This window comes from Mycobacterium conspicuum (assembly GCF_010730195.1).
GTDB lineage: Bacteria > Actinomycetota > Actinomycetes > Mycobacteriales > Mycobacteriaceae > Mycobacterium > Mycobacterium conspicuum.
This window is the reverse complement of sequence record NZ_AP022613.1, coordinates 1559356-1573564: the sequence shown is the minus strand read 5'-3', so window position 1 is coordinate 1573564 and position 14209 is coordinate 1559356. Positions and strand designations below refer to the sequence as shown.

At 69.0% G+C, this 14209-nt stretch carries 9 protein-coding genes; 2 read left to right on the top strand and 7 right to left on the bottom strand.

The annotated features are described in order from the left end of the window. Positions 1-21: 21 nt before the first annotated feature. Both htpG and G6N66_RS07550 read left to right on the top strand, forming a co-directional pair. Positions 22-1947, top strand: a complete 1926-nt coding sequence (htpG, locus tag G6N66_RS07555) for a molecular chaperone HtpG (protein ID WP_085236188.1) — start codon at positions 22-24, stop codon at positions 1945-1947. Between the two features lie 160 nt (positions 1948-2107). Next, positions 2108-3757: a DEAD/DEAH box helicase gene (locus tag G6N66_RS07550; RefSeq protein ID WP_232079480.1), complete on the top strand. Its 1650-nt coding sequence runs from the start codon at positions 2108-2110 to the stop codon at positions 3755-3757. Positions 3758-3814: 57 nt separating this feature from the next. Here G6N66_RS07550 and G6N66_RS07545 read toward each other — a convergent pair whose 3' ends face one another. The 7 genes from G6N66_RS07545 to G6N66_RS07515 form a co-directional block, all read right to left on the bottom strand. Next, entirely contained in the window at positions 3815-6271 is a 2457-nt protein-coding gene (locus G6N66_RS07545) for a [protein-PII] uridylyltransferase (RefSeq protein WP_085236192.1), read from the bottom strand. Between the two features lie 56 nt (positions 6272-6327). Beyond that, complete coding sequence (gene glnB / locus G6N66_RS07540) at positions 6328-6666, bottom strand: nitrogen regulatory protein P-II (protein WP_085236194.1); 339 nt, start codon at positions 6664-6666, stop codon at positions 6328-6330. Between the two features lie 2 nt (positions 6667-6668). Further along, entirely contained in the window at positions 6669-8078 is a 1410-nt protein-coding gene (locus tag G6N66_RS07535) for an ammonium transporter (protein ID WP_085236196.1), read from the bottom strand. 157 nt (positions 8079-8235) lie between these two features. Continuing rightward, a complete protein-coding gene (gene ftsY / locus G6N66_RS07530) occupies positions 8236-9519 on the bottom strand; it encodes a signal recognition particle-docking protein FtsY (protein ID WP_085236198.1) in 1284 nt (427 codons plus the stop codon). Positions 9520-9622: 103 nt separating this feature from the next. Continuing rightward, positions 9623-13234: a chromosome segregation protein SMC gene (gene smc, locus G6N66_RS07525; protein ID WP_085236200.1), complete on the bottom strand. Its 3612-nt coding sequence runs from the start codon at positions 13232-13234 to the stop codon at positions 9623-9625. A gap of 242 nt (positions 13235-13476) precedes the next feature. Further along, complete coding sequence (locus tag G6N66_RS07520) at positions 13477-13770, bottom strand: acylphosphatase (protein ID WP_085236202.1); 294 nt, start codon at positions 13768-13770, stop codon at positions 13477-13479. Then, positions 13757-14170 carry an OsmC family protein gene (locus tag G6N66_RS07515; protein ID WP_085236204.1) on the bottom strand — a complete coding sequence of 138 codons (414 nt, stop codon included), beginning with the start codon at positions 14168-14170 and terminating at the stop codon, positions 13757-13759. The genes G6N66_RS07520 and G6N66_RS07515 overlap by 14 nt, the downstream gene beginning before the upstream one ends. Positions 14171-14209: the final 39 nt, after the last annotated feature.

The window sequence follows — 14209 nt, the reverse complement described above, 5'->3', positions numbered from 1 at the left end:
GCGTCGGAGGTTAGAAGTCGCATGGCTGCGAAAGTCGAGCAGTTGGAATTCCAGGCGGAGGCCCGCCAACTCCTGGATCTGATGGTCCATTCGGTCTACTCCAACAAGGATTCGTTTCTGCGGGAGCTGATCTCGAACGCCTCGGACGCGCTGGACAAGCTGCGGCTGGAAGCGCTACGCAACAGCGAGCTCGACGTCGACACCTCCGATCTGCACATCGAGATCGAGGTGGACAAGGCCGCGCGCACGCTGACCGTCCGCGACAACGGGATCGGCATGACGCGCGAGGAGGTCGTGGATCTGATTGGCACGCTCGCCAAGTCGGGCACGGCCGAGCTGCGGCAGAAGCTGCGTGAAGCCAAGAGTGAAGGCGCATCGGAGGAACTGATCGGTCAGTTCGGGATCGGCTTCTACTCGAGCTTCATGGTGGCCGACAAGGTCACGCTGCTCACCCGCAAGGCCGGCGAGACCGCAGCGACCAAATGGGAATCCAGCGGCGAGGGCACCTACACCATCGAGTCGGTCAAGAAGGCGCCGCAGGGCACGTCGGTCACGCTGCACCTCAAACCCGAAGACACCGAGGACGAGCTGCACGACTACACCGCCGAATACAAGATCAAGGAACTGGTCAAGCGCTACTCCGACTTCATCGCGTGGCCGATCCGGATGGACGTCGAGCGCCGCACGCCCCCAGAAGAAGAGGGGGGCGAAGAAAAGGTCACCATCGAAACCCAGACCATCAACTCGCGCAAGGCGTTGTGGGCCAAGTCGAAAGACGAGGTCTCCGACGAGGAGTACAAGGAGTTCTACAAGCACATCGCCCACGCCTGGGACGACCCCCTCGAGATCATCCCGATGAAGGCCGAGGGCACCTTCGAGTACCGTGCCCTGCTGTTCATCCCGACGCGCGCCCCGTTCGACCTGTTCAACCAGGACGCCAAGATCGGGGTGCACCTGTACGTCAAGCGCGTCTTCATCATGGACGACTGCGACCAGCTGATGCCGATGTACCTGCGCTTCGTCAAGGGCGTCGTCGACGCGGAAGACATGTCGCTCAACGTATCCCGCGAGATCCTGCAGCAGGATCGGCAGATCAACGCGATCCGTCGCCGGCTGACCAAAAAGGTTCTCTCGGCGATCAAGGAGATCCAGACCGAGCGGCCCGACGATTACCGCACGTTCTGGACCACGTTCGGCCGGGTCGTCAAAGAGGGCCTGATGTCGGACTTCGACAACCGCGACACGCTGCTGGAGATCTCCTCGTTCGCCTCGACGCACAGCGACGACGAACCCACCACGCTGGCCGAGTACGTCAGCCGGATGAAGGAGGGCCAGGAGCAGATCTTCTACGCCACCGGCGATTCGCGTCAGCAGGTGGAGCGCTCGCCGCACCTGGAGGCGTTCAAGGCCAAGGGCTACGAGGTGCTGCTGCTCACCGACCCGGTCGACGAGGTCTGGGTCGGCATGGTGCCCGAGTTCGACGGCAAGCCGCTGCAGTCGGTCGCCAAGGGCGAGGTGGACCTGGACGCCGAGGGCGAGTCCAGCGAGGCCGAGCGCGAGGAGCAGCAGAAGGAGTTCGCCGACCTGCTGAGCTGGTTGAAGGAGACGCTGGACGAGCACGTCAAGGAGGTGCGGTTGTCCACCCGCCTGACCGAGTCGCCGGCCTGCCTGATCACCGACGCCTTCGCCATGACACCGGCGCTGGCGCGGATGTATAAGGCCGCCGGGCAAGAGGTTCCGGTGGGCAAGCGGATCCTGGAGCTCAACCCGAGCCACCCGCTTGTCACCGGCTTGCGTCAGGCGCACAGCGATCGGCCCGACGATGAGGCCCTTGCCGAGACGGCCGAATTGTTGTATGGCACCGCCCTGCTCGCCGAGGGCGGGGAACTCGATGACCCGGCCCGGTTCGCCGGGCTGCTCGCCGACCGGTTGACCCGCACCCTGTAAGACACGCCGCACGGGCGACACGCGCCGAAGGCGCGCCGAAAAGCGTTGCCGTGCTACATTTCACACCCGCGCAGTCACCGCCGCAGCAATCTACCCGGGAGCTCAGAGAGACTTGTCGACAGAGCAGGTCCGGCCGCTGCGCGGCTGGCAGCGCCGCGCGATGGTGAAATACCTGGCCGCCTCCCCGCGCGATTTTCTGGCCGTCGCCACGCCCGGGTCGGGGAAGACGACCTTCGCGCTGCGGGTGGTCGCCGAGCTGCTGGCGCAGCGCGCCGTCGAGCAGATCACCGTCGTCGTGCCCACCGAGCATCTCAAGGTGCAGTGGGCCCGGGCCGCGGCCGACCACGGCTTGGCGCTGGACCCGAAGTTCTCCAACACCAATCCGGTGGCCTCGCCGGAGTACCACGGCGTGATGGTCACCTACGCTCAGGTCGCGGCGCACCCGACGCTGCACCGGGTGCGCACCGAGCAGCGCAAGACCCTGGTCGTGTTCGACGAGATCCACCACGGAGGTGACGCCAAGACGTGGGGCGACGCGATCAGGGAAGCGTTCGGTGACGCCACCCGCCGACTTGCGTTGACGGGCACGCCCTTTCGCAGCGACGACAGTCCGATCCCGTTCGTCACCTACACGCCCGGCCCGGACGGGATCTCGCGTTCGGAGGCCGACCACAACTACGGGTATGCCGAAGCCCTCGCCGACGGCGTGGTGCGGCCGGTGGTGTTCCTCGCCTACTCCGGGGAGGCGCGCTGGCGCGACAGCGCCGGCGACGAGCACGCGGCGCGGCTGGGTGAGCCGCTGTCCGCCGAGCAGACCGCGCGGGCCTGGCGGACCGCGCTGGACCCGGCCGGTCAATGGATGCCCGCGGTGATCGCGGCCGCCGACCAACGGCTGCGCCAGTTGCGCACGCACATCCCCGACGCCGGCGGCATGATCATCGCTTCCGATCAGAAAGCGGCCCGCGCCTACGCGCGGCTGCTGACCGAGATCACGTCCGAAGCCCCGACGCTGGTGCTGTCCGATGACCCCGGATCATCAACGCGTATAACACAATTCGCCGAAGGCACCAGCCGCTGGCTGGTCGCGGTGCGCATGGTGTCCGAGGGTGTCGACGTGCCACGGCTGTCGGTCGGGATCTATGCCACCAGCGCCTCGACGCCGCTGTTCTTCGCGCAGGCCGTCGGGCGGTTCGTGCGGTCCCGCCGGGCGGGCGAAACCGCGAGCATCTTCTTGCCGTCGGTGCCCAATCTGCTGCAGTTGGCCAGCGAGCTAGAGGCCGAGCGCAATCACGTGCTGGGCCAACCGCATCGCGAGTCCCTGGACGATCCGCTGCTCGAGGATCCCGCCGTCGCAACCCAATCCGAGAAAACCGACGAGACCGGCTTCACCGCATTGGGCGCCGACGCGGAACTGGATCAGGTCATTTTCGACGGGTCCTCGTTCGGCACGGCCACGCCGGCCGGCAGCGAGGAGGAGGCCGACTACCTCGGCATCCCCGGGCTGCTCGACGCCGAACAGATGCGGGCCCTGTTGCACCGCCGCCAGGACGAGCAGCTGCAAAAGCGGGCCCAGCGTGACCAGGAGACCGGGCGGCCGGCCGCGCCGCTGACCACGCACGGCCAACTGCGTGAGTTGCGCCGCGAACTCAACGCTTTGGTGTCGGTGGCCCACCACCGCACCGGCAAGCCGCACGGCTGGATTCACAACGAGCTGCGGCGCCGCTGCGGTGGACCCCCGATCGCGGCGGCGAGCCGCGACCAGCTCAAGGCGCGCATCGAAGCCGTGCGCCAACTCAACGCGGAGCAGTGAGAGCTCATCCGATGGTCGCGACCCGCTGCGCCCGGCTGTCGCCGCGCTTGCGATCGCTCAGTCGCCCACTGGGTCGCCGACGACGACCTCCGCGGGCGCGCCCAGCACGGTAAAGAGCTGCTGCTCGACGGCGGCCCGCACCTCAGCCTTGCCGGACTCGGCGGGCACCGTCACACAGAACACGTCGGCCGCCGTCGATCCGAAGGTGTTCACCTTCGCCCAGGCCATCTCGCCTCCGGCGTTCTCGAGCGCCTGGGCCAGCAGCGCCAGCAAGCCCAGCCGGTCCATCGCGCGGACCTCGACGATGAGCTGACCGGGCGCGTCGGTGTCGAGCCACAGGATGCGCGGCGGCGCGGTGGACCGGGTCAGCGGCGCGCCCACCTGGATCTCCCCGGCCCGGGCGGTCGCCGAGTTGGCGGCGTCGGTGCCGCGCTTCTCCAGCGCGCCCAGTACGTCGACGTCGCCGTGCAGGGCGTTGGTGAACTGCTGGCGCAGCAGGCCCGCCTCCGGCGGCGAACCGAACAGCGGCGACACCACGAATTCGGTGATCGCGACACCCTGGTGAGTGTTGGCCGACGCCGAATGAATGCGCAACGAGTTCAGCGCGAGCACCGCGGCGGCCTTCGACACCAGCCCCCGCTCATCCGGCGCGATCATCGCCACCTGCATGCGCTCGCCCTCGCCGGGCTGGATCTGCACATGCACGCCCTGATCGGCTGTCAGCGAAAGATATTGCGGTGCAGTGGGTTCCGCCTGCGGCAGCGGTTCACCCGCCATCACCAGCCGGCTGCGGCGCACCAGGTCGGCGACCAGGGAGGCCTTCCAGTCGCTCCATACTCCGGGTCCGGTGGCCTTCGAGTCCGCCTCGGCCAGCGTGTGCAACAGTTCCAGTAGTTGCGGGTCGGAGTCCAGCGTCTCGGACACGGCCTCAATCACTTTCGGGTCGTTGAGGTCGCTTCGGGTCGCCGTGACCGGCAGCAGCAGGTGGTGGCGGACCATCTTCGACAGCAGGTCGATGTCCTGGGGCGCCAGCCCCAGCCGCTTGCCGATCGGGATCACCACATCGGCCCCGAACACGCAGTGGTCGACCCCGCGGCCCTTGCCGATGTCATGCAGCAGTGCGCCCAGCGCAAGCAGGTCCGAGCGCGCGACGTTGGTGGCCAATGGCGCTGCGTTGACCGCGGTTTCGACGCTGTGGCGGTCCACGGTCCATTTGTGCGAGACGTCGCGCGGCGGCAGGTCGCGAACCGCGTCCCACTCCGGCAGCAGGCGGCCCCACAGCCCGGTGCGGTCCAGCGTTTCGATCGTGTTCACCATCGTCGGCCCGGCCAGCAGCACGACCAACAGGTCGTCCAACGCCTCCCGCGGCCACGGCGTGGGCATGTCCGGGACGCTGGCGGCCAGTCGGCTCAGCGTGGCCGCGGCGATCGGCAAACCGGTGTCGGCCGACGCGGCCGCCACCCGCAACACCAGGCCGGGGTCGCTTTCGGGTTGCGCGTCGCGGGCGAGCACAATCTCGCCGTCGTATTCGACCACACCCTCGTTCAGCGGTCGCCGCTTCGGGCGTCGGACCAAAGCGGAGATGCCGCGGCGGGGCAGCGCGTTTTGCGCGGTTCGCAGCCCGGTTTCGGCGTGGTAGGCGATGGTGCGTCCAGCGCCGGAAAGCAGGCGCGCCAAGGCGAATCGATCGCCGACACCCAAACCCGCGGCGACGTCGTCGGCGAACTGAGCCAACAGTTCGTCGCGGCCGTGGCCGGATACCAGGTGCAGCTCGGTGCGGACGTCGAGCAGCGTCAGATATGCCTCGTCGAGCGAACCGGCCGGCATGTCCGGGTTGCCCATGCCGCGGCGGTCGATCAGCTGGGCGAGCCCCAGGGCGTCGAGCAGCTGGACGTCACGCAGGCCGCCGCGACCCGACTTGAGGTCCGGCTCGGCTCGCTGCGCGATCCGCCAGCATCGCTGCCAGCGCGCATACGTCATCTCGACGAGTTCGTCCATGCGGGAACGGATTCCGCTGCGCCATTGCGCCCGGACCCCGCTGATCAGCTCGGCCGAGAGCCGCTCCTCGCCGGCGATGTGGCGCGCGTCCAACAGGCCCAGCGCGGCCGTCAGGTCCCCATTGGCGACCTCCAGCGTCCCGGGAATGGTCCGCACGCTGTGGTCGAGCCGAACATTGGCGTCCCACAACGGATACCACATGCCGTCGGCGACCCGTTCCAGCACGTCGTCGGACACGTTGTCGTGCAACAGGATCAGGTCCAGGTCCGAGTACGGCACCAGTTCACGGCGGGCCAGCCCGCCGATTCCGACGAGCGCAAAGCCACTGCCGTCGGTGATTCCGATCTCGGCGGCTTTCGCCGTCAGCCAGGTCTCGTGCAGTTCCAGCCACGCGTGCCGCAGCTCGGCGGCGCTCAGTTTCCTACCGCTAGAAAGCAGTTGGCGCCGCGAGGCAGCCAAATCGCTTGCCCCGCAGGCGCTTCCTGCATCCGATGGGTCGGGCCGGTCGGCTGTCATACCCGACCGGCCCGTCCACTTCGTGCCATCAAAGGATCAGCAAGGCTGGGCTGCCATCACAGCGCATCGGTTCCACGCTCACCGGTGCGCACCCGCACGATGGTCTCCACCGGGGTGACCCACACCTTGCCGTCACCGATCTTGCCGGTGCGCGCCGCCCTAACGACGCTGTCGACGACTTTGTCGACGATGGAGTCGTCGACGACGACCTCGATGCGGACCTTGGGCACGAAGTCGACCGAGTACTCCGCACCCCGGTAGACCTCGGTGTGGCCCTTCTGCCGCCCGTAGCCCTGGATTTCGCTGACGGTCATCCCGAGGACGCCGGCCTCTTCGAGGCTCGTCTTGACGTCGTCGAGCGTGAACGGCTTCACGATCGCGGTGACCAGCTTCATGACTACTCTGCCTCCACTTTCTCGCCCGCTCGCACGTCGAGTCCGTTCGCGCCTGCCTCCGCGCCGATGCGGTGCGGAATGGCCGAGGCCCCGACGGCGGCGAATTCGTAGGCTGTTTCTGCGTGCTCGGCCTCGTCGATGCCGCCGGCCTCCTCCTCAGCACCGAGCCTGATCCCGATGGTGTACTTCAGGATGAAAGCAAGGATAAGGGTAACGATGAAGGAGTAGAAGAGGACGCTGAACGCGCCGACCGCCTGCCGCTCCAGCTGCGACCATCCACCGCCGTAGAACAGGCCCTTGGAAACCGCGCTCACACCATTGATGGCCGTGCTCTCCGGGGCGGCGACCAGACCGACCAGCAGCGTGCCCGTCAAACCACCGACCATGTGCACGCCGACCACGTCGAGCGAGTCGTCGAAGCCGAACTTGAACTTCAGCCCGACCGCGAGCGCGCACACCACGCCGCCGACAAAGCCGATCACCAGCGCGCCCAACACGTTGACCGACGAGCACGACGGCGTGATGGCCACCAGGCCGGCGACAATGCCCGACGCCGCGCCCAGCGTGGTGGCGTGCCCGTCCCGGATGCGCTCGGTGAGCAGCCAGGCCAGCATGGCGGCGGCGGTGGCGATCGTCGTGGTCATGAACGTCGAACCGGCCGAACCGTTGGAGCTGGTCGCCGATCCGGCGTTGAACCCGAACCAGCCGAACCACAGCAACCCGGCGCCGAGCATCACGAACGGCAGGTTGTGCGGCCGGAACAGCGTCGTGGGCCAGCCCTTGCGCTTGCCCAGCACCAGGGCCAGGGCTAGGCCCGCCGCACCGGAGTTGATATGGACCGCTGTTCCGCCGGCGAAGTCGATCGCATGCAGCTTGTTGTTGATCCAGCCGCCGTGCTCGGAGGCGAAGCCGTCGGCCGCGAACACCCAGTGCGCGACCGGGAAGTACACCAACGTCGCCCACAGGCCGGCGAACACCAGCCAAGCGCTGAACTTCAGCCGGTCGGCCACGGCGCCCGAGATCAGGGCGACGGTGATGATCGCGAACATTAGCTGGAAGGCCACGAACACGGTGGCGGGCATCGTGCCGGCCAACGGAATGTCCACGGCCGCCTGCGCTTTGCTCGGATCGGCTTTGACGGCGTTGCCCCCGATGAGGCCCTTAAGGCCCCAGTAGTCACCCGGGTTGCCGACGATGCCGCCCTTGCTATCGCCAAACGACATCGAATAGCCGTAGAGCACCCACAGCACGGTCACCACACCCATCGCGCTGATGCTCATCATGATCATGTTGAGCACGCTTCGGGTGCGCACCATGCCGCCATAGAAAAACGCCAGGCCCGGCGTCATCAACAACACCAGCGCGGAACTCGCCAGCATCCAGGCAGTGTCGCCGGTATCGGGCTGGCCCATTACTGGGAAACTCACTCGCTATCACCTCCGGTCGGCCCCCATACGGCCAGCAGGCGTGTGCCTGTGACCTGATCCAGAACGATGCGCAACCGATGTTTCCGCAATGGAGCCGCCATGTTTCGGCGTCATTAACGTCGTAGGCGCCGTGTAAGGAGTGTTAGCCGAGCAGGGCGTCGACGAAGGCGGCGGGCTCGAACGGCGCCAAATCGTCCGGACCTTCGCCCAGCCCGACCAGCTTCACCGGCACGCCGAGTTCCTGTTGGACGCGGAAAACGATGCCGCCCTTGGCCGTTCCGTCCAGCTTGGTGAGCACGGCGCCGGTGATGTCGACGACGTCGGCGAACACCCGCGCCTGCGCCAACCCGTTCTGCCCGATGGTCGCGTCGAGCACCAGCAACACCTCGTCGACGGCGGCGCGCCGGGTCACCACGCGCTTGACCTTGTCGAGTTCGTCCATCAGCCCGACCTTGGTGTGCAGGCGCCCGGCGGTGTCGATGACCACCACGTCCGCGCCACCTTCGATGCCCTTGTCGACGGCGTCGAACGCCACCGACGCCGGGTCGGCGCCTTCGGCTCCGCGCACCACCTCGGCGCCCACCCGGGACGCCCAGGTCTGCAGCTGGTCGGCGGCGGCGGCCCGGAAGGTGTCGGCCGCGCCGAGCACGACGCGCCGTCCGTCGGCCACCAGCACCCGGGCCAGCTTGCCGACGGTGGTGGTCTTGCCGGTGCCGTTGACGCCGACCACCAGCAGCACCGACGGGTGGTCGGCGTGCGGCAGCGCGCGGATCGAGCGGTCCATGTCGGGGTGCAGCTCTTTGATCAGCACGTCGCGAAACACCGCGCGGGCGTCGGCCGCGGTGCGGACATTGTCGCTGGCCAGGCGGGCGCGCAGTTGCGACACCACCGACTCGGTGGCCACCGGGCCCAAGTCGGCCACCAACAGCGTGTCCTCGATGTCCTGCCAGGAGTCCTCGTCCAGGTCGCCGCCGCCGAGCAGGCCCAGCACGCTGCGCCCCAGCGCGTTCTGCGACCGCGCGAGCCGCCCGCGCAGCCGCTCCAGTCGGCCTTCCGGCGGCGCGATCGCCTCGATTTCCGGGGCGGGCGGCGGCGCGGGCTCCGGTTCGGGTTCGGGCGCCGGCGGCTCGGGTTCGGGCGCCGGCGGCTCGGGTTCGGGCAGCGCGACATCGGAGATCGTGCGTTTGGGCGCGTCGCGCGGGATGGCCGCGTCGTCGCCCACGCCGGGCAGTACCTCGGTGCTCGGGCCCTGGCTCAGGGTGATGCCGGACGCGGCGGTGTAGCCGCCGGAACGGTCCAAGGCTGTGGTTTCCGGCCGCGCCAGGCTGATCTGGCGCCGGCGGTAACGCACCAGGCCAAAGACGAGCACGGCGATGACGAGCAGGGCTGCGGCGACGGCGATCGCGATCCAAAGACCTTGGGACACGTCGACATTCTTTCAGCCGCGGGCTGCCCCACCGACATTGACTCTGCGTTGGCGGCGGGCCTTACTCGCACTTCGTCGCCAAGGACGCAGAGTCAACGCAAAGTCAGCTGGGGCTCGCCGCCAGCTCGTCCACCTGCTGGCCGCGCATCCGCTGCGAGATCACCGCCGTGATGCCGTCGCCCTGCATGGTCACGCCGTAGAGCGCGTCGGCGACTTCCATCGTCGGTTTCTGGTGGGTGATGATCAGCAGCTGCGAGCGGGCGCGCAGCAGCTCGAACAGGCCGAGCAGGCGGCGCAGGTTGGTGTCGTCGAGCGCGGCCTCCACCTCGTCCATGATGTAGAACGGCGACGGGCGGGCGCGGAAGATCGCCACCAGCATCGCGACCGCCGTCAGCGCCTTCTCACCGCCGGAAAGCAACGACAGCCGGGTGATCTTCTTGCCAGGCGGGCGCGCCTCCACCTCGATGCCCGTGGTGAGCATGTCCTCGGGATTGGTCAGCCGCAGCCTGCCCTCGCCGCCGGGGAACAGCACCGTGAAGACCTCCCGGAATTCGCGTTCGACGTCGACAAAGGCTTCGCTGAACACCTGCAAGATGCGGTTGTCGACGTCGGCGACGACGTCGAGCAGGTCCTTGCGGGCCGCCTTGACGTCCTCGAGCTGCGTCGACAGGAAGTTGTAGCGTTCCTCCAGCGCAGCAAACTCCTCCAGCGCTAGCGGATTGACCCGGCCCAGCTCGGCCAGCTCGCGTTCGGCCCGCTTGGCCCGGCGCTCCTGGGTGGGCCGGTCGTAGGGGATCGGCGCGGGTGCGAAGACCTGCTCGCCGCGCTCCTTGGCCTGCTCGTATTCGGCCATCTCCAGATCGGTGGGCGGCAGCTGATTGTCCGGGCCGTACTCGGCGATCAGGTCGTCCGGCGACATGCCGAACTGCTCGAGCACCATCTGCTCGAGCTGCTCGATGCGCATCGCGGCCTGCGCGTTGGCCATCTCGTCGCGGTGCAACGAATCGGTGAGCGTGGCCACCCGGGCGCTCAGCGCGTGCGTCTCGTCGCGGACCGCCGTCATGGCCGCCGACCGTTCCTCGCGTTCGGCGGCCATCGCGTCGCGGTGCCGCGCCGCCGCCTCGACCACCCAGTTCAATCGCGCCGCCAACAGCCGGCCCGACTCGGCGACGGCCGCGGCCACCGCGGCCGCCCGCAGGCGCGCGGCGTGCGCCTCGGCCGCCCGCACCCGCGCCTCGCGTTCGGCGGCCGCCGCTCGGCGCAGCGAGTCCGCCCGCCCGCGCACCGCGTTGGCGCGCTCCTCGGCGGTCCGCACCGCCAGCAGGGCCTCCACCTCGACCGCGCGGGCGTCTTCGGCCGCGGCCGCGAGCTGCTGGCGGGTCGCCGCCGAACTCGGGGCATCCGCATGGACCTGCTCGGTCTCTTGCGCGTTGCGCAGCCGGGTTTCGAGTTCGGTGACCTCGTCGACGGTCGCGGCGCGTCCGGCTTCCAGCTCTTCGCGCTGGGCCAGCAGCCTGTTCCACTCGTCTTCGGCCGCGCGTGCCTCCTGCCCGAGGCGGCCCAGCTGCTCGTACATGGTCGAGATGGCGGCGTCGGATTCGTTGAGCGCGGCCAACGCCTGCTCGGCCGCGTCCTGACGGGCGGCTTGTTCGGTCAGTGCCCCGGCCAGCGCGGCGCTCAGCTCGGCGACCTGCGTCTCGGCCGCGGCCAGTTCCGTGCTGGCCTTGTCGATCTCCGAGGTGACCTCCAGCGTGGACAGCTTGCGGTCCGAACCTCCGCTGACCCAGCCGGCGCCGACCAGATCGCCGTCCATCGTGACCGCGCGCAGCTTCGGTTGTGCCGCAACGAGATCCAGCGCTTCGGCCAGGCCGTCGACCACGGCGACGTCCGACAGCAGGGCGTGCATCGCGCCGCGCAGCCGATACGGCGCCTCGACCAGGTCGAGCGCCCAGTGCGCCCCGCCGGGCAGTCCCCAGGAGGGGCGGGCTTGCTCGGCGTGCGGCCAGTCGCTCAACAACAGCGCCGCGCGACCGCCGTCGGCTTCCTTCAGCGCGGCGATCGCGCTGCGGGCCGCGCCCAGGCTCTCGGCGGCCAGCGCGTCGGCCGCCGGCCCGAGCACCGCGGCCAGCGCCGCCTCGTAGCCGGACCGGACTTTGACCAGCCTCGCGATCGGACCCAAAAGCCCTGTGCCACTGCGGTTTTGGGTCAGCCACGCCGCGCCGTCCTTGCGCTCGAGTCCCACCGCCAGCGCGTCGATGCGGGCCCGCAGCGAAGCCACCTGACGTTCGGCGGCCCGCTCGCGGGCCTGCAGTTCGGCGACGCGCTCGTCGGCCAGCCGCAGCGCCGCCACGGTCCGTTCGTGGTGCTCGTCGAGGCCGACCTCACCCTGGTCCAGGGCGCCGACGCGACCCTGCACGGTTTCGAACTCGGCGCGCGTCTGCTGCGCGCGCGCGGCCCCCTCTTCGATGCGCTCGGACAGCCGCGCCACGGTGTCGTCGATCGATTCGACGCGGGCCCGCATGGTCTCCACCTGCCCGGCCAGCCGCGCCAGGCCCTCGCGCCGGTCCGCTTCAGCCCGCACCGCCGCCAGGTGGGCCCGGTCGGCCTCGGCGGCCGCGCGCTCCCGCTCGGCCAATTCCGCCCGGGCGTTTTCCAGCCGGCTCCGGGTGGCGGCCAGGTCCGCCAGCAGCTGCTGCTCGGCGGCGGCGACCTGCTCGGCTTCTGCTTCCAGTGCGTCCGGGTCGGTGTCGCTGAGGGCGGCCGGCTCGACATCGAGGTGCTGCGCGCGCTCGCTGGCGATGCGCACCGTGGCGCCGACCCGCTCGGCCAGCGCGGACAGCCGGAACCAGGTCTGCTGCACCGACTCGGCCCGCTGCGACAGCGCCATCAGCGCTGCTTCATGGGCCGCGAGCTCTTCGGAGGCCACCGCCAGCCGGGCGGCGGCGTCGTCGTGCTCGCGGCGCATCATCGTCTCGGCCTCGAGGATCGCGTCGCGCTCGGTCTGCCGATTGACCAGGTCGTCGGCGGCCAGCCGCAGCTTGGCGTCGCGCAGGTCGGCCTGGATGGTGGCCGCACGTCGGGCCACCTCGGCCTGACGGCCCAGCGGTTTGAGCTGGCGGCGCAGTTCGGTGGTCAGGTCGGTGAGCCGGGCCAGGTTGGCCTGCATGGCGTCGAGCTTGCGCAGCGCCTTCTCTTTGCGCTTGCGGTGCTTGAGCACCCCGGCGGCTTCCTCGATGAACGCCCGGCGGTCCTCCGGCCGCGACTGCAGGATTTCGTCGAGCTTGCCCTGCCCGACGATGACATGCATCTCACGGCCGATGCCGGAGTCGCTGAGCAGCTCCTGCACATCCATCAAACGGCAACTGCTGCCGTTGATTTCGTATTCGCTGGCCCCGTCGCGGAACATCCGCCGCGTAATCGACACCTCGGAATACTCGATTGGCAGCGCGTTGTCGGAGTTGTCGATGGTCACGGTCACTTCGGCGCGGCCCAGTGGGGCGCGCGACGACGTGCCGGCGAAGATGACGTCTTCCATCTTCCCGCCGCGCAGCGTCTTGGCGCCCTGCTCCCCCATCACCCATGCCAGCGCGTCGACCACGTTGGACTTGCCGGAGCCGTTGGGCCCGACGACCGCGGTGATGCCCGGCTCGAAACGCAGAGTCGTCGGCGAAGCGAAGGACTTGAAGCCCTTCAGCGTCAGACTCTTGAGGTACACGGCCTGCCAGACTACCGCTCAAATCGAGCGCGCCCGCTTCCCTCGCGGGGTGTCGTGGCGCCCGAATTCAGCCGGCGTTAACCGCAAGACACACAGGTCACAGCCGCCACACCAGTCACCGAAAGGAAGGTATACCGCCCGTCGAAATGTGATAGCACCGGCGCCACCATATTTTCTGTCGCATCCGATCAAGCAGCTGTGACGAACGCTCTCCCCGGCCGGACATGACGTAGCCGTTGCCGTCAGCGCTCGACGAAACCCTCGAACCGCTCGCCCGCTTGCGACCAGTCGGCGACGACCTTGTCCACCCGGCCCGGCCGCGCCGGCCAGGCCGCGCCGCCTTCGAGCAGCTCGAGGAGCTTTTCGCCGGCCGCACGCGGCCCCTGGGCCACCACCAGCACCCGGCCGTCGGCTTGGTTGGCGGCGTACCCGGTCAGGCCCAGCTCCAGCGCGCGGGAGCGGGTCCACCAGCGGAAACCGACGCCCTGGACGTCGCCGTGCACCCAGGCGGTAAGCCGAACGTCAGGTTCCGACATCGCTGACCTCGAAGGTGACCTTGGTGCCCGACTTCAGCGTGCGCCCCACGGTGCAGACCAGGTCGATGGCGCGGTTCACCACGACCACCAGCCGCTCCTTGTCCTCGGCGGACAACCCCGACAGGTCGAGCTCGAGCGTTTCGGCCAGCAGCGGATAGACCTCCTGGTCGCGGTCGGCCGCGCCGGACACCCGGATGACCGCGTGATAGTCGTCGCCGAGCCGATGGGCCAACGGCTGGTCGCTCGACATCCCGCTGCACGCCGCCAGCGCGATCTTCAGCAACTCGCCCGGAGTGAACACACCGTCGACGTCTTCGGAGCCGACGAGGACCTGCGCACCGCGTGAGCTATGTCCCGTATAGCGGCGCGTTCCGGTGCGTTCAACCCACAGTTGCGTCATGAGTCCTTTTCTACCGGGCGCGATTTGGGTTCCGTATGA

Bases quoted from the DNA above. Each gene is read 5' to 3' on its own strand.
- htpG (WP_085236188.1), top strand. From the start codon at position 22: ATGGCTGCGAAAGTCGAGCAGTTGGAATTCCAGGCGGAGGCCCGCCAA.
- G6N66_RS07550 (WP_232079480.1), top strand. From the start codon at position 2,108: ATGGTGAAATACCTGGCCGCCTCCCCGCGCGATTTTCTGGCCGTCGCC.
- G6N66_RS07545 (WP_085236192.1), bottom strand. From the start codon at position 6,271: ATGACAGCCGACCGGCCCGACCCATCGGATGCAGGAAGCGCCTGCGGG.
- glnB (WP_085236194.1), bottom strand. From the start codon at position 6,666: ATGAAGCTGGTCACCGCGATCGTGAAGCCGTTCACGCTCGACGACGTC.
- G6N66_RS07535 (WP_085236196.1), bottom strand. From the start codon at position 8,078: ATGGGCCAGCCCGATACCGGCGACACTGCCTGGATGCTGGCGAGTTCC.
- G6N66_RS07520 (WP_085236202.1), bottom strand. From the start codon at position 13,770: ATGTCGGAACCTGACGTTCGGCTTACCGCCTGGGTGCACGGCGACGTC.
- G6N66_RS07515 (WP_085236204.1), bottom strand. From the start codon at position 14,170: ATGACGCAACTGTGGGTTGAACGCACCGGAACGCGCCGCTATACGGGA.